We start from the raw sequence: 22,441 nt of genomic DNA on the forward strand, positions 1-22,441 counted from the left end.
ATAGTTGTAACTTCGAAGTTTTGAATACCATTACCGCCCGCCACTAACTCAGCATTTTCTGCGTTCTTTTTAATTTTTGGCCAAAGTGAGTCAGGGTAGGTTGCAGAGCGACGCGTTGGGTAAACGATCATTTTGTAATCGTCATACTTATTAAACATCGCAATCTGACCTGGCGTCAGGTTGTCTTTGTATTGATCGAGGTTGTCGTGAGTAATCGTGAACAGTGGTTCGTCACTTGCGAACGGGTCCGTGCCGCGCACAATCTCAACGCTTGCATCAGAATAACCACCATTCCAAGCTGGAATTGAACCGTCTGCATTACCGGCTTTTTCAGCACCAATCGGTGTTAAATCCTTGCCTAAACGATCGGCTTGGTCAGGCGTGACCTTAGCCATTACGCTGGCGGAGATAACTGATAGGGCGAATACACCCGCTTTTAGCATCAGTTTATTCATGGGTAATTTCCTTGTTGTTCTACTTTCGTACATCACTTTGCCAGAGGTTAGACCTGTAAGACAATAGTTTCACTAAAAAAAGCAGGAAAATATGCGAAAAAGGTTTTCAAATGAATATAACCTTATACAATTCTAAGACATTTTTTTTGTTTAGGAGGTTCCATGCGTCTGTCCCCAACCCATATTGGGTTGTTGCTCAGTGGGGTTTTGAGCACTTTTGCATTCGCACAAGCAACCGATGTGTCGTCGCAGCAAGAATTTGATGTGATTTACGCGCCGGCAATGCAAGCAAGCAGCAAACTAATTATAAAAAACCCGCTTATTGCAACCGCTAAGCTATCTAACCGCCTTGTTGCGGTCGGCTCACATGGCAATATCATTACTCGAGATCTCAATAGTAACACATGGAAACAGGCTAATGTTCCGACCAGTGTGTTACTGACCAGTGTCGACTTCGAATCTGACTCGATAGGCTATGCCGCAGGTCACCATGGCGTGATATTAAAAACGACCGATGGCGGCAATACTTGGCAGCGTATCTTTGATGGGTTTGATCTGCTCGATCTTGAAGTTGCGTTTTATCAGCAACGCATTGCAGAACTCGAACAAAAAATAGCCGCAGATGGTGATGAGTCGGGTGATTTGCAGTGGGCGCTCGATGATGCCAGGTTCTATTTAGAAAATGCACAACGTGCAAAACAAGAGACAGGCCCTTCAAAACCGATATTAGATATTAAAACGCTAGCCAATGGCGATGTGCTGGCGGTAGGCGCTTACAACACTTTGTTGGTCAGCCAAGATAAGGGGGCGAATTGGCAACTTATTAGTGGTCGTCTAGATAACCCAAATGGTTTTCACTTAAACGCCATCGCTACGCAGGGCGACAATGTATTTATCGCCGGTGAAGCGGGTACCGCGTATGCGAGCCAAGATGGCGGCGCATCATGGTCGTCGGTTGCACCGCCGTACGATGGTTCATTGTTTGGTGCTCACTTTGATAACCAAGGTCGGTTATGGACCTATGGACTACGTGGCAATATTTTTGTCTCGGACGACTTAGGTGAGCGTTATACCGCAATTGATAGCCCTGCGGATGCCAACTTGATGAGTGGCTACGCGGATACTAAAGGTACTCAATGGATCGTGGGTAACTCAGGTGTCATTTTAGAAATTACGCCCTCTCTCGACGTGACTGAACACACACATCCAAGTAGTGCTGTATTCGGCGATATGGTTGAATTTAACGGCGAAAAAGTACTGACCAGTCGTTCTGGTATTTACTATTGGCCAGCAAAAACAACCCAAAGTGACACAGCGGAAAAGGGGCTAGAGTAGCGTGGATAATAATATCGAAAATAAAAAACCCTCTTTACTCGAGCGGGCATTATTCAAGTTTCGTTTAGGTTGGTTACTGTTATTTGCGGCGGTTACCCTTGTGCTGGGCTACAACGCCGTTCAAGTGCGCCCAGACGCTTCTTTCACCAAAATGATTCCGACTCAGCATCCGTTTATTCAAAATTATTTTGAATACCAAAAGGATCTATCGAGTCTTGGCAACGTGGTGCGTATTGCCGTTGAAAATAAGCAAGGCGATATTTTTGAGCCTGAGTTCCAAGAAACGGTCAAGCAAATTACCGACGAAGTGTTCTACATCCCTGGTGTTAATCGCTCAGGTTTACGAAGCTTATGGACACCCAATGTACGTTGGATGGAAGTCACTGAGGAAGGCTTTGTGGGCGGCCCGGTTATCCCAGACGGTTACGATGGTGGCAAAGAGTCCATAGCTCAACTGAGGGAAAATGTGCTTCGCTCCGGTGAGGTGGGTAACCTGGTTGCGAACAACTTCGAGTCAACTATCATTTATGTCCCTCTCGACGAAGTGAATCCCGAAACGGGCGAAAAGCTGGATTATGGGGAATTTTCGGAGCGCTTAGAAACCTTAGTACGTGACAAATATCAAAGTGATGAAATTGGTATTCACATTACCGGTTTTGCCAAGTTGATTGGTGATTTGATCGATGGTGCCGAGCAAGTGGGTTTGTTCTTCTTGCTAGCGATCCTTATCACTTTGGCTATGTTGTATGTGTACAGTCGCTGCTGGCGTAGTACCTTCACCGTACTGGGCTGCTCAATCATTGCCGTGATTTGGCAACTGGGAATTATCGACCTGATTGGTAGTGGGATAAACCCATACTCGATGCTAGTACCGTTTTTGGTGTTTGCTATTGGCGTCTCTCACGGTGTGCAAATTATTAATGCCATTGGTTACAATCGCACGCATGGTTTCGATAAATTTGAAGCGTCCAAGCTTGCTTTTCGGAGCTTATACATTGCGGGTCTAACCGCATTGGCGAGTGATGCGATTGGCTTTACCACGCTGATGGTGATTGATATCGCTGTGATAAAAGAGCTTGCGATTGCGGCCAGTATCGGTGTAGCGGTTGTGGTACTGACTAACTTAGGTTTATTACCTATTTTGATGTCGTACTTCGGGGTATCTGATAAAGGTGTCGAGTATCACCGCAAAGCGGAAAGCGAAAAACACATCGTGGTGCGTACCTTTGAGAAGTTTGCTCAACCGAAGTGGGCCTACAGTGCCTTGGGTATCGCGATAGTGTTATTGGCATGGGGTCTTTATTATGGTCAGCAGATGCAAATTGGTGACTTAGATAAAGGTTCGCCGGAACTACGTCCTGATAGTCGCTATAATCTTGATAATGCCTACATCGTTGATAACTACAGCTCAAGCACTGATATTTTTGTTGTGATGGCTGCGACTGAACCACAGCAATGTATCGCGTATAATAACCTTGAGTTTATGGATCGCTTTAGTTGGCATATGCAAAACACCAATGGTGTCCAAGATGTCAAATCCATCGTATACGTATCGAAGATGGGGATGTTTGCCATTAACGAAGGTAACCTAAAGTGGTTCACCTTAAACCGCAACCAGTTTGTTACCAACGCATCGTTGAGCCGTATTCCAGATGGCTTAATTAACAACGATTGTTCGATGGCGCCGATTATTATATACCTTGATGATCATAAAGCGGAAACATTGAAGAATGTGGTCGCCTCTGTGGAGTCGTTTAAGCAGAACTACCAAAAAGAAGGTATTGATTTGCTGATGGCGGCGGGTAACTCAGGTATTGAAGCAGCAACAAACTCCGTCATTGAGAGCGCCCAGAACAAAATGCTGTTGTGGGTCTATGGTGTAGTGATTTTCCTTTGCTTAATCACCTTTAGAAGCTTACGCACAGTGGCTTGTATTGTGCTTCCTCTCGCCTTTACAACAGTCATGAGTCAAGGGTTAATGGCGGTGTTAGGGATAGGCATTAAAGTTGCGACCTTGCCGGTTATTGCACTCGGTGTAGGTATTGGTGTCGACTACGGCATCTATATTTATAGTAAGGTTAAGGAAGGTTTGCAGCGTGGTATGGATCTGCCAGCTACCTATCGTTATGCACTTGAGAACACGGGGAAAGCGGTTGGCTTTACTGGATTGACGTTAGCGATTGGTGTCGCGACGTGGATCTTCTCACCGATTAAGTTCCAAGCGGATATGGGGATTTTGCTCACCTTTATGTTCCTTTGGAATATGCTCGGTGCGCTGATCTTGATCCCTGCGTTAGCGCGTCTATTTAAGGTCGGAAAACTGCATCAAAAATAAACGCGTGTAATTAACGGAGAAAAATTAAAAGGCGTCGGCTTTAATCAAGTCGGCGCCTTTTTCAGCTATAGCGATGGTAGGGGCGTTGGTATTACCACTGATAGGCGTTGGCATTATTGACGCATCAATAACTCGTAATTTGTTGACTCCGCGCACACAGCATCGTGGATCAACGACGGAATGCTGGTCTTGACCCATCCGACATGTACCTACAGGGTGGTAGATCAGCCCGATTTCCTCGGTAATTTGCTGGGCGAGTTCGCTATCTCGATTATAGGGGCGAGGAAACAACCGTTTACCTACGAATGGCTTCAGGGCATCGGTCTCGAGTAAGCTACACACCTTTTTAACCGCCGCTGTCAACGCGACTAAGTCATTGGGGTTTTCGAAAAAACGGTAATTGATGAGTGGCTTTCCAAACGGATCCTCGGGGTTAATTTGAATGCTTCCGCGTGACTCAGGCCGGAGCAAACAGACATGAATACTGAAGCCATGCTTTAATGTGGGCCACCAGTTATAACCCGAATCTTTAAACATCACGGGTAGCACATGGCACTGAAATCTAGGCTCATTATCATTCGCCCAATCGTTATCGCTTACATCGAAAAATGCGCCTACCTCGGCCAATGAATGGCTTAATTGTCCGTTTTTATTGATAAGGTAGTACAAAAGCGCGGGTAAGAGTTTCACTAGGCCCCAAGGCGTGAGTGTCAGTCCATTCCGTTTTTTATTTTTCACATGGACACAAATATCTGCGTGTTCGGCAAGATTCTTACCCACTTCGGGCGCATGGTATACCACCGGAACATGCACCGATTTAAGTGATTCGTTGTCACCAATTCCCGAACGTTGCAAAATAACAGGTGATGCGAGTGCACCGGCGGCAAGAATGACTTCACGATTGGCATAAAAATGTTGCTTTTGCCCCTCACAAAACGCCTCCACACCTTGAGCATTGTGCCCATCAAATAGCACACGATGAACATCGTAACCCGACAGTATGGTTAAGTTATGTCGGTCTGCCACCGGTTTTAAGTAAGCTTTATAGGTGCTGCAACGTTCGCCATCCGCCATAGTAAATTGGAATGGACCTGCACCTGTTAAGGTATCGCCATTAAAATCATGATTATACGGTAGCCCGAACTCTTGGCAGGCCTCCACAAATGCTCGACAGACGGGGTAATAGGGGACTTTATCACTGACTTTTAACGGACCTTGAGCGCCATGGTAATAGCTAGCACCACGCTGATTAGCTTCGGACTTTTTAAAGTAGGGAAGTAATGCAGCATAACTCCACTCGTGGCCAGCCGCATCGGCCCAGCGCTGATAGTCTTGTTGACTACCTCGGCAGTAAATCATTGCATTGATGGCACTTGAGCCACCTAACCCCTTACCCCGAGGTGTGTAGGTTGTTTGTTGAGCGAAGCTTTGGCCGCGGTAAAGCCAATTAAAGGTCGGGCTATGAATAAAGCGGGCAAAGCCAGAGGGCATCGTGGAGAAAAAGCCGGGCGGCTTGCGCCCGGCTTCTAAGAGTAAAATGCGGAATCGTCCGCCTTCACTCAGTCGATTGGCAAGCACACAGCCAGCCGATCCACCACCGACGATAATATAGTCAAAACTGTGTTCAAAGCCCTTGTGCGTAGTCATAAAGTGATTTCAGCAGCTGCATACGATGTTTATTATCCTGATACTGCTGAGCCAAACCTTCAAGTTTTTCTGCAAACTCGGTTATCGAAAGCTGCCCGTTGGTCGGTTCGGTAAGGCGTTGACGACAGAATTGCTGCCAGCGCTGAAGCTCGCTTTGATTGAGTGTCGCCGGATAATTCCGTGCGCGGTAGCGAAACAATAGCTCGGGTAGACGGCTATCTTGCGTATTCAGCTCAATACCGGCTAACTGTTCGGGTCTCATCGCACGAATCATCTGTAAATTCTGCTTATCTTGCGCGTCGAAGAAACCATCGTATAAGCGTTGATCAACGTCTAAAGGCGGCTGTTCGCCACGCTCGAGTGCGCTATCAAAAATCGCCATGATACGATCACGGAAGTCACTGTTCTCGGCTAACCAACGAGTCCGCTCCCTAAGCGTTGCCAAGTCGATTTGAGTACGTTGTTGTGCTTCCTCTGTTAGCGTTGCCAACGGCGCTAAGAACGGGCAACGATTGAGCGTAATCTGGGTTGCGCCAGGGCGTTGTGTTCCGTTGTTCTGATGCTGCTGACGGGAGGCAAATAGCAAATCTCGTAGTTGCTCAGTCGAATAATCCACAAAATCTGCTGGGTTAATACGTAGATCCCAAGCGATCAGTGCATTAGCACGTTGAGCATGAAAACCAATCGGCAGCACGGCGGATACGAAGAAGTTATCGGCGCCATACAAACCCGAGACATGTATTAAAGGCTTAATCTGCTGCCAATTAATGAGGTTCATCAGGTCATTCTTATGACGGTGCTGTAAGGCAAACTGCCACAGTTTCGGTTGCTTTTCTGCAATCAGTTGTGCCATCGCGATGGTCGCTCGGACATCGGACATAGCATCATGCGCTTGCCCATGCTCAATACCATTTGCTTGGGTCAACTTTTCAAGTCGCAAGGTCACACGACCATCTTCGTCCTCCGGCCAATGAATACCCTCGGGACGCAGCGCGTAACAGGCGCGTACCACATCAATCAAGTCCCAGCGCGAATTACCGTTTTGCCAAGTATGAGCATAGGGGTCATAAAAGTTGCGATAACACAGTGAGCGCGTTACTTCATCGTCAAAACGAATGTTGTTATAGCCAATAATAATGGTATTAGGTTGACTCATCTCTTGCACAATAGCTTGTGCAAAGTTGGCTTCGTTAACGCCCTGGTTAAGCGCATATTGCGGAGTGATCCCGGTGATGAGTACCGCTTCTGGATCGGGTAAAAAATCTGGCGTGGGTTGCGCATAGATCGTTAAAGGACGTCCAACGGGTTGAAAGTCCAATGTGGTGCGCATGCCGGCAAATTGTGCAGGCCGATCAATTAATGGCCGTGCACCCCACGTTTCATAGTCGTGCCAGTAGAAGGTGGGTTGATTTTTATTGTTTTCTGGAACGGATTGCATGTCTCATACCGACTCAATTTAGTTGGCTTGGAGGCTACACCATTGTTGGTAGCCCTGCAATATTAGCACTTTGATATTGAAGTCGCTAAGAGCGGCAACTAAAGCCGCTCGATGTGAGTGATTTTCAAGTCATACGCTTTGTAGAGCTTTTCTTCGACGTTACGGTGGTCATCGTGATTAACCGCCAGTTCGGCATGAGGTAGAACACGCTCAGCGAGTCGACGAGCTACTTCGTCGCGCAAGTCGCGATCGCTATCTAAATGCTCAATCGTCGGTACATTGAGTTGGACTTGCTCGGGTGCACCAAGATGATCGTAGTTAACGCGATAAGTGGGCATAGAGTTACCTCCAAAAACATTGCATTGTGGTGTCGATTACCCTGTAATGTGTAGTTTGAATCCGTTATTAAGGATAGAACCATGAAAATAAAAACAACACTGACTATGCTTACGCTTGCATTGGCGGGAACGTTCACTACCGTGGCAACGAAAGCTGAAACACATGAGTCTGCGGATAACAAGTCACCCATTGCTCTGGTTATTCACGGCGGTGCAGGCACGATTACCCGGGCCAATTTAACCGCAGAACAAGAGGCAGCGTACCACGCGAAGCTCGAAGAGGCTCTGCAGGCGGGTTATGCAGTACTTGAGCATGGCGGCAGTAGCACTGATGCGGTGATTAGTGCGATTCAAGTGATGGAGGATTCACCCTTATTTAATGCGGGTAAAGGCGCGGTGTATACCTGGGATGGCGAGCATGAACTTGATGCGTCTATTATGGATGGCGCAACGGGCAATGCAGGTGCTGTTGCTGGGGTTAAGACGGTAAAAAGCCCGATTGAGCTGGCGCGCACCATCATGGATAAGTCGGTGCATGTGATGCTCAGTGGCGATGGGGCGGCACAATTTGCTCAGCAGCAAGGTTTAGCCCAGGTTGATAATAGTTACTTTGATACTGACCATCGTTATCAGCAACTCATTAACGCGAAACAAACGATTCGTAAAAGTGAGCAACCGGAACAACAAGCTTGGCGTTACCTTGATCTCGATTATAAGTATGGCACTGTCGGCGCTGTCGCACTGGATCAGTCAGGTACCCTCAGTGCAGGCACATCAACGGGCGGGATGACTGCTAAGCGTTATGGTAGAATAGGGGATTCACCGATTATTGGCGCTGGCACTTGGGCGGACAATAGTAGTTGTGGTGTCTCCGCAACCGGTCATGGCGAGTACTTTATTCGTTACCATGTAGCAGCGGATATCTGTGCACGAGTTAAGTATCAGAATCAAACGGTAGAAGAAGCCGGTGATGCAGTGATTCATGGTGTGTTAGAGCAAGCGGGTGGCACCGGTGGTGTCATTATTATGGATGCACAAGGTCACATTGCAACACCGTTTAACACCGAAGGTATGTACCGTGGTTATATTCGCAATGGCAACGTTCATACTGCGATTTACAAAGATGAGGATTAAAGCGGGCGTTTATGAGTCGTACCCCCAAAAAAACTAAACCGCTATCTGCGGAGCAAAAACAAGCGCAAAAACAGGTGCTCGATAAATTTGCCAATGCACTGGCAGAATGTACGTTAGCGGATGCCGCTCTTCTTAGAGGGCGGCTGCGTGGCAGTGTCAAAATTAAAGATGCTGAGCGACGCGCGCGCGTTCAAAGCCAAATTGAGCAGGATATCGAGGCAGCGCAATTGCATTTGCTCGCGCGGCAAGAGCAACAATTTAAACTGGATTACCCCGAACAACTGCCGGTCGCGCAGGAACGCGAGCGTATTTTAACAGCGATGCGCGAACATCCGGTGGTCATTATTGCGGGTGAAACGGGTTCGGGTAAAACGACTCAGTTACCCAAGATGTTGCTCGAATTGGGTTATGGGCGTAAAGGCACTATCGCACACACGCAACCTCGTCGACTGGCGGCACGTAGTGTCGCCGCGCGTATCGGTGAAGAGCTCGGTGATACGCAGAAGCAACAGGTCGGTTATAAGATCCGGTTTCAAGATGAGACGGCACCGACCACTGCGGTTAAGTTAATGACCGATGGTATGTTGTTATCGGAGCTACAAAACGATCCGCTCTTACTGCAATACGATGCGATTGTCATTGACGAGGCGCACGAGCGAAGCCTGAACATTGACTTTTTATTGGGGGTTTTGCACCAACTTCGGCGTAAACGCCCCGATCTCAAAATTATCATCACGTCGGCAACGATAGAAACCGAACGTTTCTCTAAGCATTTTGATAATGCGCCTGTACTCACTGTAAGCGGGCGCACGTACCCTGTCGAAGTGCGTTATCGTGACCCATCGGAGCAACCTGAGGCTCAGAATGATGTTCTGGCAAGTTTATTAGATGCGGTGCAAGAGCTGCAAGCCGAAGGTCCCGGTGATATTTTGATTTTCGCCAGCGGCGAACGTGAAATACGTGATTACGCGGAGGCGATTCAAGAACTGCAATTGCGCGATACCGAAGTGTTGCCGCTCTATGCGCGCTTATCATCGAGTGAGCAGAACCGTGTCTTTCAGTCGCACAGCCAACGCCGTGTGGTGATTGCGACTAACGTTGCGGAGACATCACTGACGGTGCCGGGCATACGCTACGTGATTGACCCCGGAACCGTGCGTATGAGTCGTTATTCATACCGAACCAAAGTACAGCGTCTTCCTATTGAACCGATTTCGCAAGCCAGTGCGAATCAGCGTAAAGGTCGTTGTGGTCGCGTGGGACCAGGTATTTGTATTCGCTTATATAGCGAGGAAGATTTTCTCAGTCGCCCAGAATATACCGATCCTGAAATTCTGCGGACTAATTTGGCGGCAGTTATATTGCAGATGTCCGCGATGCGACTGGGCGATATTAGGCGCTTTCCATTTGTCCAGAAACCTGATGAACGTTTTATTAAAGATGGTTTAAATCTGCTGGAAGAACTCAACGCGATTGCGCCCAACCGAAAACAACAGCAACCACGATTAACAGACACCGGTCGACAACTGGCACGTTTACCGCTCGATCCTAAGCTGGCGCGTATGGTGCTCGCGGGGCATGAGCAGGGCTGCGTCCGCGAAATGCTGATTATTACCTCGGCGCTCAGTATTCAAGATCCTCGCGAGCGCCCGAGTGATGCAAAGGAAAAGTCGGACCAAGCACACGCACGGTTTGCCGATGACAATTCAGACTTTATGAGTTTTCTCAACTTATGGAATTATTTAAGAGAGCAACAGCAAGCACTCTCAGGTAATCAGTTTCGTAAGCAATTAAAGAAAGAGTTCCTGCATTTTTTACGTGTGCGTGAATGGCAGGATGTCTATACCCAAAGCCGACAAACGGCACGTGAGTTAGGATTACGCATTAATGAGGAAGCGGCGACTTACGAACAGGTGCACCGAGCACTACTCGCAGGCTTACTGTCTCAAGTTGGTTTAAAGGATGCCAAGCACGAGTATCAGGGTACGCGTCAAACTCGCTTTCATATTTTCCCCGGCTCTCATTTATTTGGACGACCACCTAAATGGGTTGTCAGTGCTGAACTCGTTGAAACATCAAAGTTATATGCGCGCGTTAACGCCAAAGTTGAGCCTGAGTGGATTGAGCAGGCTGCTGGGCATTTGGTTAAGAAACAGTATCTTGAACCGCATTTTGAAGCCAAACAAGGCAGCGTTGTTGCTGACGAGCAAGTGACGTTGCTCGGGCTGATCTTGGTGGCGCGTCGGCGCGTACAGTTTGGTCCCATCGATCCCACGCTCGCGCGACATATTTTTATTCGTGAGGGGCTGGCGCAGGGCCAAATCAAACGTCAATTGCCTTTTATCAAGCACAATCTGGATTTGATCGCGAGTGTACAAGCGCTGGAGGAAAAATCGCGCCGTCGGGATATCCTCGTTGATGAACAGGAATTATTTGAGGCGTACGAGCGTCATATTCCAGAGGGAATTTATAACGAGAAGCTACTCGCAGGCTGGTGGCATAAGGCCGCAAAGTCTGAGCCTAAGTTGCTGTTCTTCAAGCGTGACGATTTGATTGACGCAGATACCAGCCATATTACGGAACAAAGTTACCCCGAGTTTTGGCGACAGGGTAACCTTAAATTGCCGCTGAGCTATCATTTTGAACCCTCCGCTGAAGATGATGGGGTTTCGGTGAATATTCAGTTGGCAATTCTCAATCAAGTCGAAAATGAAGGATTTGACTGGCATATTCCCGCGTTGCGTGAAGAACGAATAACCGCGTTGATTAAGTCATTGCCCAAGCCGATTCGCAGAAACTTTGTGCCGGCACCTAACTTTGCTCAGGCCGTATTTGCGGATATTGAACCGGGTGAGTTGAGTCTGCTTGAAGCCATGTGTAAGAAGCTACTGCGTATGACGGGCGTGCGAGTGGAGCCCAGTGACTTTAAGCCCGAACAAATTGATGCTCACTTGCAAATGAATTTTAAAATTCTTGATGGTAAGAAGCTAATACGTCAGGGCCGTGACCTCACGGCGCTTAAAAATGCGCTATCGGGTCGCGTACAGGCGCGTCTTGATAAGACCGCGGGGCAGGAAGTTGAACGTGAACCATTGGAAACCTGGTCGATCAACGATTTGCCCAAGGTGGTAAGCGAAAAGCAGCACGGTTTTGAAATGCGGGCATACCCAGCGGTAACGGTAACGCCTGATGATCAATTACAAGTTCAGATGTTCGATCATCAAAAAGAGGCTGAGCTGGCGCATGCCCGAGGAATTCGTGCCTTAGTGCTTAAACAAGTGCCTTCACCTATTAAATACTTGCAGAAAAGTTTGTCTAATAAAGCCAAGCTGGCGATGTACTTTAATCCCTGGGGTAAAGTTGATGCGCTCATCCAAGACTGTATTGATGCAGCAGTGGATAATCTGTATCAAGATTTTGTCGCAGCGGAAGATGAGGTTCGCACGGAGTCCGCGTTTAACGCGCTAGTAGAAAAAACCCGTGCTGAGCTGAATGAGCGCGTTGAGCGTATCGCGCAGCAGGTTGAGCAATGCTTAATCCGCTCCAACGATCTGAAGAAGCAACTGAAGGGAAAAATCCCATTGGATCAGATTCAATCGCGTGGTGATGTGCAGAAACAGGTCGAGTCGCTTGTTTATCGCGGTTTTGTATCTGAGGTTGGTGCCGAGCGATTGCCAGATATCGAACGTTACTTAAGCGCCTTGCAGCGTCGCCTAAAAAAGTTACCGGAAAATCCGAACAAGGACCGGCTGGCAACATTAATGCTTGATGAATTGACTGAGAGCTACAATGCCTTGGTTAAACGCTATCGTCGTATCGTGCCGACTGAGGTTCGAGAGATCTATTGGATGATTCAAGAGTTACGCGTATCGCTCTTTGCGCAGACGCTGGGGACTAAATACCCTGTGTCCGAGAAGCGAATTAAGCAAGCCATAAACGAAATAAAGGCACCTTGAGGTGCCTTTATTTCTTTGCTCACTTAATTAAAAGAATTAAGCGGCGTATAAACCTAAGTGCTCTTTAGCATAGGCTTCAAATTCGGTGAAGCCACCAACATGTGTTTCATCAACGAAAATCTGTGGCACTGTGTGCACTGGTTTACCAACGGTCTTCTCTAAATCAGCTTTGGTAATACCTTCTTCGTGAATATCGACATAGCGATAATCAAAATCGTCGCGATCTGCTTTTAATTGCTCGGCCACTTCTTTAGCGCGAACACAAAAAGGGCATCCTGGGCGACCAAAAATAACTGTAAACATGAATAAACCTCGAGTCCTTGAATTTGACTCTATTATCCATATTTCACGGGTGCTCTACAATGTATCTGCACGATGAGGGTTATCGTTTTTTTCGAACGGTGAGATTAATGTTCAATATCAAGGTCGGATTCCGGAACACAACAACAGGGTAAAAAGTCACCTTTGCGAACATAGGCGAGAGGGTCGGTAAGATAGCGAACTGAGCCACTTTTGAGTTTAGAACGACAGGCCCCGCAAAAGCCACTTTTACAGTGATAATGTACCTCTAACTGATGCTTTTCGAGCGCATCGAGTAAAGTGCCTTCTGAAGCGTCAACGGTCAGCTCATGCTGACCGTTGACTTTGACTTTAAACAGTTTCGCTGTCATCAGGCGCGCTAAAGGTCAAAGTCGCCTAAGTCCGAGGCATCCACACTGCTGTCAATCTGACCGACCAAGTAAGAACTGATTTCAGCTTCTTGTGGTGCAACCTGTACGTTATCAGATACCAAGTATTTATTCATCCACGGCAATGGGTTTGAGCGCTGCTCTGGGAAAGGCGCATCATAGCCGATCGCTTGCATACGCAAGTTGGCAATATACTCGACGTACTGACACAACATGCTTTCATTGAGACCAATCATGGAGCCATCTCTAAATAGGTAATGGGCCCATTGCTTTTCTTGTTTAACGGCTGTCATGAAGATCTCATAAGCTTCGTCGGCGAGTTCTTCAGCGATCTCTGCCATTTCTGGGTCGTCTTCACCATCTTGCCAGAGGTTGATCATGTGCTGAGTTGAAGTCAGGTGCACGTTTTCATCGCGCGCAATCAGACGAATGATTTTTGCGTTGCCTTCCATGAGTTCGCGCTCTGCAAATGCGAAGGTACAGGCAAAACTGACATAAAAACGAATCGCTTCTAACGCGTTAACTGAGTTGATGCACAAGAAGAGTTTTTTCTTCAGTTCGCGGCGAGTCACGTTATGCTCTTCACCATCGACGGTGATCTTGCCCTCGCCATGGGTTTGCCACAGCTGCGTGTAGAAAATCAAATCGTCGTAGTAACGAGAGATGTCGTTAGCGCGCAATTTGATTTGGTCATTAATGACGATATCTTCGAAAATTTCACTTGGATCGCTAAACAAGTTACGCAGAATATGCGTGTAGGAGCGCGAGTGAATGGTCTCAAAGAAAGACCATGTTTCAATCCAAGTTTCGAGCTCAGGCAGCGAAACGATAGGCAGTAGCGCAATGTTAGGGCTTCGACCTTGGATCGAGTCGAGCAGTGTTTGATATTTCAAATTTGAAATAAACACATGCTTTTCACTGGCGGTTAACTTGTTAAAGTCAACACGATCACGACTCACGTCGACTTCTTCTGGACGCCAGAAGAAGCTTATCTGTTTTTCGATAAGCTTTTCAAAAATACTGTGCTTTTGTTGGTCGTAACGTGCAACGTTGACCGAGTTCCCAAAAAACATGGGTTCGGCCAACGGATTAGTTTGTTCTTGGTTAAACGTTGAATAAGACACGCAAATCGCTCCTTATTAAATCTTGCACGCACCGCCTGCGCAATCGTCGTCTTCTTCAATCACCACCTCGGCAGGGCGATCACTTTGCTTACGTTGACGCTTTTGTTCAGCGGAAATGTCGGATTGGTTATCGGCTGCACCGTCGCGCGTATTGTGATAGTAAAGTGTTTTCACACCCATCTTATACGCTGTTAATAGATCTTGAAGTAATTGTTTCATCGGTACCTTAGCACCATTGAACTTACCCGGGTCGTAATTGGTGTTGGCCGAGATAGTTTGATCGACAAACTTCTGCATAATGCCGACCAGTTGCAAATATCCCTTGTTATCCGGGATCTGCCACAATAGCTCGTAATTGTTTTTCAGGTTTTCGTAATCGGGCACCACTTGCTTTGTCACACCGTCTTTAGATGCTTTGACACTGACAAATCCACGCGGTGGTTCGATACCATTCGTCGCGTTAGAAATTTGCGACGACGTTTCTGAAGGCATTAAGGCGGACAACGTTGAGTTACGCATGCCGTGTTCTTGAATGTCCTTACGGAGCTGCTCCCAGTCGAGGTGGAGTGGCTCTGAACAAAACGCATCTAAATCTTTCTTGTAGGTATCTGTCGGTAAAATACCTTGAGAGTAGGTGGTTTCATTGAATTTAGGACATTTGCCTTTCTCTTTAGCGAGTTCCATTGACGCTTTCATCAAATAGAACTGAATCGCTTCAAAGGTACGGTGCACAAGACCGTTGGCTGAACCATCGGAATACTTCACGCCGTGTTTAGCTAAATAGTACGCAAAGTTAATGACCCCTATACCGAGCGTTCTACGGTTCATGGTGGCGTTATAAGCCGCAGGTACGGGATATTCTTGATAATCAAGCAAACTGTCGAGAGCACGTACGGCAAGATCCGCGAGCTCTTCGAAATCGCTGAGCGATTTGATTTTACCTAAGTTAAACGCTGATAAAGTACATAGCGCAATCTCACCTTCTTCGTCATTGACGTGACTGAGTGGCTTGGTCGGTAGCGCAATCTCTAAGCACAGGTTGCTCTGACGAACAGGCGCAACTTTTGAATCGAACGGACTGTGAGTATTACAGTGATCGACGTTTTGCACATAAATTCGGCCGGTGCTCGCACGCTCTTGCATAAACAAGCTAAACAGCTCGATGGCTTTAATACGCTTCTTACGAATATTTTCATCGTTTTCGTATTGGACGTAGAGACGCTCGAACTCTTCTTGATCTTCAAAGAATGCGTCATACAAGCCAGGCACATCCGATGGACTAAACAGTGTGATGAAGTCATCTTTGACGAGGCGTTGATACATCAAGCGATTGAACTGCACACCGTAGTCGAGATGGCGAACACGGTTTTCTTCCACACCACGGTTGTTTTTAAGTACCAACAGGTTTTCAATCTCAAGGTGCCACAGCGGATAAAACAGCGTTGCCGCGCCACCACGTACACCGCCTTGAGAACAGCTTTTCACAGCAGTTTGGAAATACTTATAGAATGGGATACAACCCGTATGGAACGCTTCACCATTGCGAATAGGGCTACCGAGTGCGCGAATACGTCCGGCATTGATACCAATACCCGCGCGTTGCGATACGTATTTAACAATAGCACTGGCTGTCGCGTTAATTGAGTCAAGGCTATCACCCGTTTCAATCAATACACATGAACTGAACTGGCGGGTCGGCGTACGCACGCCAGACATGATAGGCGTTGGCAACGATATTTTGAACGTTGATGTCGCGTCATAAAAGCGCTTGATGTAGTCCATGCGAGTGGACTTAGGGTAATTAGCGAATAAACAAGCAGCCACTAAAATATAAAGAAACTGAGCACTTTCGTAGATATCACCGGTGACTCGGTTCTGCACCAAGTACTTATTCTCTAGTTGCTTAACCGCAGCGTATGAAAAGTTCATGTCACGCCAGTGATCAATGATCTCGTCCATCTGGTCGAATTCTTGCTCACTGAAATCTTCTAGCAAGTGTGCGTCGTAACGCTTCTCATCAACCATTTTCTTCACATGGTCGTAGAGGCGAGGGGGCTCAAACTTGCCGTACGCACGCTTCCGTAAGTGAAAAATGGCCAGACGCGCAGCCATATACTGATAGTCAGGCGCTTCCTCTGAAATTAGGTCCGCTGCTGCTTTGATAATGGTCTCATGGATATCTTCGGTTTTGATCCCATCATAGAACTGAATATGCGACTTAATTTCGACTTGAGAAGCAGAGACATTATTAAGGCCTTCTGCAGCCCACATGATGACACGATGAATCTTATCTAAATTCAGCGGTTCGCGTTGACCACTGCGTTTGGTAACGAAAAGTTGCTCGTTCATTTTAGCGCCGACTCTTAGCTGTTTGTTATAGATTTGTGGCCACAAGATATTGTGTGATTTTCGGTCTGTACACCAAATGAACACAATATCTAGTAGTCGATGTGTTACAGGCATACTAGATACAACCCGCACATCGATCAAGTCTATTTAGTAGTAAATATTCGTTTAAAGCCGCTTGAAATTTTGCAAGCGCTTATCGTGCATAGGCTTGCGTGAAAGTGTAAATTTTATAATTTTTTAGTTGAAAAAATCATGACTTTAGAAACAAGCGTTCTATGCAAAAAAGGTGTCATAAAAACTATTAAAAAATGAACGATTTAGAACATCTACTTTGGTAAAGCGAGTAGCTCCATCAAGGCATTGGGGTGAGCGATGGTGTAGTCCGCTAACCATTGTTGTGGTTGGTCAGTACTAGAGATATAGCCATACTCTGCGAGTACCGTCACCATACCTGCATTACGCCCGGCCACGATATCGCGTTCTGCATCGCCTATATACACACAGTCCTTGGGGTCCACAGTAAGTTGTTCTGCTGCGTAGTAAAGTGGTTTGGGTGACGGTTTGGCTTCTTCCAACGTATCACCACAGACGACTACCGAAATACTTTGTAGCGCTTCAAACTGCGCAATCAGAGGGTGAGTAAGAAACTCAGGTTTATTGGTGACGATGCCTATTTTAATCTGATTGCGGCGAAGCGAACTCAGTAACGTCTCAACGCCGTCAAATAACTTACTGTGAAGCGCTAAGTTGTTGCGATAAATATCGAGAAACCTTGGTTTTAGCGCAAGTAGCGCATCTTCATCCAATTGCGTTAAACCTAATAACCCACGAGAACCGTGCGAAGCAACAGGCGTAAATACCTCTGCGGGTATCTCCGGAAGTCCATTTTCACGACAGACTTGATTGAGCGCAAAGCCCAAATCCGGTGCTGAATCTAATAATGTACCATCGAGGTCAAACAAAACTGCAGCTACCGGATGTTTGTTCACGCGAGTTCCCTAATGAGTTAACGGCCTGGTTTATGAAGTGCAACGATGTAATTAACGTCAACATCATGCTCGTCTAGCATAAAGCCTTGCAATGGCTTATATACGATGCCATTCATCTTCATTGCTTGCAATCCATGTACATCTGTCATACGCAGTAATTCAGAAGGCTTGATAAATCGTTGATGCTGGTGAGTCCCTTTAGGCACCCACCGTAAAACATGCTCAGCCGCCACAATACCTAGCAGCCAAGATTTCACGTTACGATTCAACGTAGAGAAAATAGCGTAACCGCCCGGTTTCACCATCTCACATACAGCACCAACAATGGCGGCAGGGTCAGGAACGTGTTCGAGCATTTCCAAACATGTGACGACATCAAACTGTGCGGTATGTTCCGCAGCAAAGTTTTCAGCGCTTATTTGCTGGTAATTGACACTGAGTTGCGACTCTAAAGCGTGAAGTCGAGCGACTTCTAACGAGTCATGCGCAAGGTCGATACCCGTTACCTGAGCGCCACGACTCGCCATACCCTCGGTTAATAAACCACCACCGCAACCCACATCAACAACATGCTTGTTGAATAACCCGCCTACTTGCTGTTCAATAAAGGTTAATCGCAATGGATTAATTTGATGCAGCGGTTTGAATTCGCCTTCGGTGTCCCACCATCGCGAAGCAAGGGCGGAAAATTTTTCGATTTCTTTTTCGTCAACGTTATTGCTAAGGGCACTTAAAGAGGCTCGTTCTGACATGTGTTAGAGGTTCCAAATTGGCGTAACTTCTATAGAGTTTACATCAGCGGACGTTTTTGAAAAAGAGGGTGCGTGTTCACCCCGTGACGGGTACAATACCTGATTAATTATAACAACGATTAAGTATAGCTTGAGTTTAGGGATACATATATGAGCGATCTGGCTAGAGAAGTCTCACCCATCAATATCGAGGATGAATTAAAAAGTTCTTATCTTGATTACGCGATGAGCGTGATTGTGGGTCGAGCGCTTCCAGATGTTCGGGATGGTTTGAAACCCGTGCATCGTCGCGTACTTTTCGCGATGAATGAATTGCGGAACGACTTCAACAAACCCTATAAAAAGTCTGCCCGTGTGGTGGGTGACGTTATCGGTAAATATCACCCACATGGCGACAGTGCGGTTTATGATACCATCGTGCGTATGGCACAACCGTTCTCGCTGCGCTACACCTTGGTTGATGGTCAAGGTAACTTCGGTTCAGTTGACGGTGATTCAGCCGCAGCCATGCGTTATACCGAAATTCGGATGGAAAAAATTGCCCATCAGTTGTTAGCCGATCTCGACAAAGAAACCGTCGATTTTGTTGATAACTACGATGGTACCGAGCGTATTCCAGACGTTTTGCCAACTAAAGTGCCTAACTTAATGGTCAATGGTTCATCGGGCATAGCGGTGGGCATGGCGACCAACATTCCTCCACATAACTTAACCGAAGTTATCAATGGCACCTTAGCGCTGATTGATAATCCAGAAATCAGCATTGAAGAGCTGATGGAGTTTATTCCAGGACCTGACTTCCCAACGGCGGCGTCAATCTCGGGCCGGTCCGGTATTGTCGAGGCCTACAAAACAGGTCGCGGCCGCATTCATTTGCGTGCTAAAGCCGAGGTCGAAGTTGACGAAAAGTCAGGTCGTGAAAGCATTATCGTCAGTGAAATTCCATATCAGGTGAACAAAGCGCGTTTGATCGAGAAAATCGCTGAGCTGGTGAAAGAAAAACGCCTTGAGGGTATCAGTGGCTTGCGCGATGAGTCGGATAAAGACGGTATGCGTATCGTTATTGAGATTCGTCGTGGTGATGTGGGCGAAGTGGTACTCAACCACCTGTACGCCAATACGCAAATGCAAGTCGTGTTCGGTATTAACATGGTTGCGCTTGATAAAGGTCAACCTAAGCTGTTCAACCTTTATCAGGTATTGGATGCGTTCGTTCGTCATCGCCGTGAAGTGGTGACACGTCGCTCGGTATATGAATTACGCAAAGCGCGTGAACGCGCTCACATTTTAGAAGGCTTGGCGATTTCACTCGCGAATATCGATGAAGTGATTGAGCTTATTCGTCGCTCGCCAACCCCAGCAGAAGCTAAGCAAGGGTTGGTCGCGCGTGGCTGGCAGTTAGGCAATGTCGCGGCCATGCTAGAATCCGCGGGTGTGGATGCAGCGCGTCCTGAACACCTACCAGAAGAGTATGGTATTCGTGACGGTAGCTACTACCTGACCGAAGAGCAAGCACAGGCTATTTTGGATCTTCGCTTGCATAAGCTGACTGGCTTAGAGCACGAGAAGATCCTTGACGAATATAAAGGTCTGTTGAAACAGATCGAAGAACTCCTGCATATCTTGCGCTCAACTGAACGTTTGATGGAAGTGATTCGCGAAGAGTTGGTTGAAATTCGTGACAACTTCGGTGATGCACGTAAAACCGAAATCACCGCGGCTGCGCACGATATCAGCATGGAAGACTTGATCAACGAAGAAGACGTTGTGGTAACGCTGTCTCACGAAGGCTATGTGAAGTATCAGCCATTAACTGAGTACGAAGCGCAACGCCGAGGTGGTAAAGGTAAAGCAGCCACGAAGATGAAAGACGACGACTTCGTTGAACGCCTGTGGGTTGCCAATACTCACGACACCATCTTATGTTTCTCGACCCGGGGTCGTATTTATTGGATGAAGGTCTACCAGTTGCCGTTGGCGAGTCGCGCTTCGCGCGGTAAGCCTATTGTCAACCTATTACCGCTTGAATCGGATGAGCGTATTACGGCGATTCTACCAACCCGTGATTATCCAGAAGATAAGTTCGTCATCATGGCGACTAAGCACGGCACGGTTAAGAAAACACCATTACCTGAATATTCACGTCCACGTAACGGCGGTATTATTGCGCTCAACCTGAATGAAGGCGACGAATTAATCGGTGTTGATATCACCGATGGCGAGCAAGAGATTATGCTGTTCTCAGACGGCGGTAAAGTTGTTCGCTTTAGAGAAGACCAAGTACGTTCAATGGGTCGTACGGCTACCGGTGTGCGTGGTATCCGTCTCGAGGAAGGACAGAAAGTAGTTAGCCTTATCGTTCCGGGTACGTACGAAGATGAGCAACAAGCGGCGATTCTGACGGTCACAGAGAACGGCTTTGGTAAACGCACCTTGGTCGAGGAATATCCGACTAAGAGCCGTGCTACTAAAGGTGTTGTGTCGATAAAAGTCAGCGAACGTAATGGTGCTGTAGTCGGCGCGATGGAAGTTGTAGATGGCAATGAGATCATGCTGATCAGCAACAAAGGTACGTTGGTTCGTACGCGCGTCAATGAAGTCTCGATGGTCGGTCGTAACACGCAAGGCGTGCGTTTGATCCGTACCGGTGACGATGAACAAGTTGTTGGCTTACAGCGCATTGATGAAGTCGACGAGGACGATCTCGAAGATGTGGTTGTTGAAGGTGAAGCAAGTGAAGTGACATCTGAACAACAGTCGTCTGATAAATCTGAGGCAAACGATGAGTAAGATCTTTAACTTTTCGGCCGGGCCGGCGATGTTACCGGCCGAGGTCATGCTGCAAGCACAGGAAGAGTTCTTACAATGGAATGGTACAGGTGTCTCGGTGATGGAGTTTTCACACCGCGATCCTGCTTACGTAAAAATGGCGCAAGAAGCTGAGCAAGACTTGCGAGAGTTGTTGAGCGTACCGGATGATTATCATGTACTGTTTTTGCAAGGCGGTGGTCGCGGTCAGTTCTCTGCCGTACCACAAAACATTGCAGCAAAGACAGACACTGTCGATTATCTTGATTGCGGCACTTGGTCAGGATATGCCATTCGAGAGGCTGAGAAGTATGTGAGCCAAGTTAATGTTGTGGGCGCAGCTCAACAAACAGAGCAGGGCAAACGTATCCAACCCGCCAGTGAATGGCAATTAAGTAACAATGCGCGTTACTTCCACTATTGCCCGAATGAGACAGTGGATGGTATCGCGATTCACGATATTCCTGATGTGCAGGCACCTATCGTTGCCGATATGTCTTCAAATATCCTTTCTGCACCTCTCGATGTTAGCCGTTTTGGGGTTATTTACGCAGGCGCTCAAAAAAACATTGGTCCTTCAGGCTTTGCTATCGCGATTGTTAAAAAGTCACTTTTAGGTCAACCACAACCTGAGGTGAGCTCGATTATGGACTATCAGTTACAGGCCAAAGATAACTCGATGTACAACACGCCCAACACCTTTGCTTGGTACCTCTCTGGGCTCGTGTTTAAGTGGCTGAAAAGACAAGGCGGTCTTGCGGGTATTGGTGAGCTCAACCAGCGTAAAGCCAAGGCTTTGTATGACTATGTTGACGCGTCTGACTTCTATCGAAATGAAGTTCACCCTGACTATCGGTCTATTATGAATGTACCCTTTCAATTAGCTGACGATGAGCTCGACAAGCACTTTCTAGAGCAAGCTCATCAGGCAGGCCTAGTCGGTCTCAAAGGTCACCGATTTGTCGGTGGCATGCGTGCGAGCCTGTACAATGCCATGCCTTATGCGGGCGTTGAGGCGTTGATTGACTTTATGCGCGAATTTGAGCGTACAAACGGCTAAATCTGCTTATCAAAATAAAAGAACAAAAGAAG

General features: G+C 47.2%; 16 protein-coding genes. 6 read left to right on the forward strand and 10 right to left on the reverse strand.

The annotated features are described in order from the left end of the window. Positions 1 to 455 (reverse strand): DUF1329 domain-containing protein (locus ABNS04_RS04325; protein WP_272977310.1); only part of this gene is annotated, 455 nt, incomplete at its 3' end. A gap of 162 nt (positions 456 to 617) precedes the next feature. Between ABNS04_RS04325 and ABNS04_RS04330 the strand changes: the two genes are divergently transcribed. Together ABNS04_RS04330 and ABNS04_RS04335 are read left to right on the forward strand one after the other, a co-directional pair. Then, positions 618 to 1,790: a YCF48-related protein gene (locus ABNS04_RS04330; protein WP_272977311.1), complete on the forward strand. Its 1,173-nt coding sequence runs from the start codon at positions 618 to 620 to the stop codon at positions 1,788 to 1,790. 1 nt (position 1,791) lies between these two features. Beyond that, positions 1,792 to 4,125 (forward strand): MMPL family transporter, encoded by a 2,334-nt coding sequence (locus tag ABNS04_RS04335; protein ID WP_272977312.1) that lies wholly within the window; start codon positions 1,792 to 1,794, stop codon positions 4,123 to 4,125. A gap of 24 nt (positions 4,126 to 4,149) precedes the next feature. On the opposite strand, the gene ABNS04_RS04340 is transcribed toward ABNS04_RS04335, so the two are convergent. From ABNS04_RS04340 to ABNS04_RS04350, 3 genes are all read right to left on the reverse strand, one after another. Continuing rightward, on the reverse strand, positions 4,150 to 5,772 hold the full coding sequence (locus ABNS04_RS04340) for a GMC family oxidoreductase N-terminal domain-containing protein (protein WP_348671201.1): 1,623 nt from the start codon (positions 5,770 to 5,772) through the stop codon (positions 4,150 to 4,152). Beyond that, positions 5,750 to 7,210, reverse strand: a complete 1,461-nt coding sequence (sbcB, locus tag ABNS04_RS04345) for an exodeoxyribonuclease I (RefSeq protein WP_272977757.1) — start codon at positions 7,208 to 7,210, stop codon at positions 5,750 to 5,752. Before sbcB ends, ABNS04_RS04340 begins: the two co-directional genes overlap by 23 nt. 98 nt (positions 7,211 to 7,308) lie before the next feature. Next, positions 7,309 to 7,548, reverse strand: coding sequence for a hypothetical protein (locus tag ABNS04_RS04350; protein WP_272977758.1), 240 nt, complete (start codon positions 7,546 to 7,548; stop codon positions 7,309 to 7,311). Positions 7,549 to 7,629: 81 nt separating this feature from the next. Between ABNS04_RS04350 and ABNS04_RS04355 the strand changes: the two genes are divergently transcribed. Further along, positions 7,630 to 8,682: an isoaspartyl peptidase/L-asparaginase gene (locus ABNS04_RS04355; RefSeq protein WP_348671202.1), complete on the forward strand. Its 1,053-nt coding sequence runs from the start codon at positions 7,630 to 7,632 to the stop codon at positions 8,680 to 8,682. Positions 8,683 to 8,693: 11 nt separating this feature from the next. Further along, on the forward strand, positions 8,694 to 12,638 hold the full coding sequence (gene hrpA, locus ABNS04_RS04360) for an ATP-dependent RNA helicase HrpA (protein ID WP_348671203.1): 3,945 nt from the start codon (positions 8,694 to 8,696) through the stop codon (positions 12,636 to 12,638). A 36-nt stretch (positions 12,639 to 12,674) separates the two neighbouring features. Here hrpA and ABNS04_RS04365 read toward each other — a convergent pair whose 3' ends face one another. The 6 genes from ABNS04_RS04365 to ubiG form a co-directional block, all read right to left on the reverse strand. Further along, positions 12,675 to 12,941 carry a GrxA family glutaredoxin gene (locus tag ABNS04_RS04365; RefSeq protein ID WP_006955353.1) on the reverse strand — a complete coding sequence of 89 codons (267 nt, stop codon included), beginning with the start codon at positions 12,939 to 12,941 and terminating at the stop codon, positions 12,675 to 12,677. Positions 12,942 to 13,045: 104 nt separating this feature from the next. Next, positions 13,046 to 13,309: a class I ribonucleotide reductase maintenance protein YfaE gene (gene yfaE, locus ABNS04_RS04370; RefSeq protein WP_006955351.1), complete on the reverse strand. Its 264-nt coding sequence runs from the start codon at positions 13,307 to 13,309 to the stop codon at positions 13,046 to 13,048. 8 nt (positions 13,310 to 13,317) lie between these two features. Next, positions 13,318 to 14,451 (reverse strand): class Ia ribonucleoside-diphosphate reductase subunit beta, encoded by a 1,134-nt coding sequence (nrdB, locus tag ABNS04_RS04375; protein ID WP_006955348.1) that lies wholly within the window; start codon positions 14,449 to 14,451, stop codon positions 13,318 to 13,320. Positions 14,452 to 14,466: 15 nt separating this feature from the next. Continuing rightward, a complete protein-coding gene (gene nrdA, locus ABNS04_RS04380; RefSeq protein ID WP_272978481.1) occupies positions 14,467 to 16,800 on the reverse strand; it encodes a class 1a ribonucleoside-diphosphate reductase subunit alpha in 2,334 nt (777 codons plus the stop codon). Positions 16,801 to 17,126: 326 nt separating this feature from the next. Further along, entirely contained in the window at positions 17,127 to 17,789 is a 663-nt protein-coding gene (locus ABNS04_RS04385) for an HAD-IA family hydrolase (protein ID WP_272978479.1), read from the reverse strand. 17 nt (positions 17,790 to 17,806) lie between these two features. Then, positions 17,807 to 18,541, reverse strand: a complete 735-nt coding sequence (gene ubiG, locus ABNS04_RS04390) for a bifunctional 2-polyprenyl-6-hydroxyphenol methylase/3-demethylubiquinol 3-O-methyltransferase UbiG (RefSeq protein ID WP_272978478.1) — start codon at positions 18,539 to 18,541, stop codon at positions 17,807 to 17,809. A gap of 150 nt (positions 18,542 to 18,691) precedes the next feature. Between ubiG and gyrA the strand changes: the two genes are divergently transcribed. Further along, positions 18,692 to 21,331 (forward strand): DNA gyrase subunit A, encoded by a 2,640-nt coding sequence (gene gyrA / locus ABNS04_RS04395; protein WP_272978477.1) that lies wholly within the window; start codon positions 18,692 to 18,694, stop codon positions 21,329 to 21,331. Continuing rightward, positions 21,324 to 22,409: a 3-phosphoserine/phosphohydroxythreonine transaminase gene (gene serC, locus ABNS04_RS04400; protein ID WP_272978476.1), complete on the forward strand. Its 1,086-nt coding sequence runs from the start codon at positions 21,324 to 21,326 to the stop codon at positions 22,407 to 22,409. The genes gyrA and serC overlap by 8 nt, the downstream gene beginning before the upstream one ends. The last annotated feature ends 32 nt before the right edge of the window (positions 22,410 to 22,441 follow it).

The sequence above is a fragment of the uncultured Idiomarina sp. genome, from assembly GCF_964010655.1.
Classification (GTDB): domain Bacteria; phylum Pseudomonadota; class Gammaproteobacteria; order Enterobacterales; family Alteromonadaceae; genus Idiomarina; species Idiomarina baltica.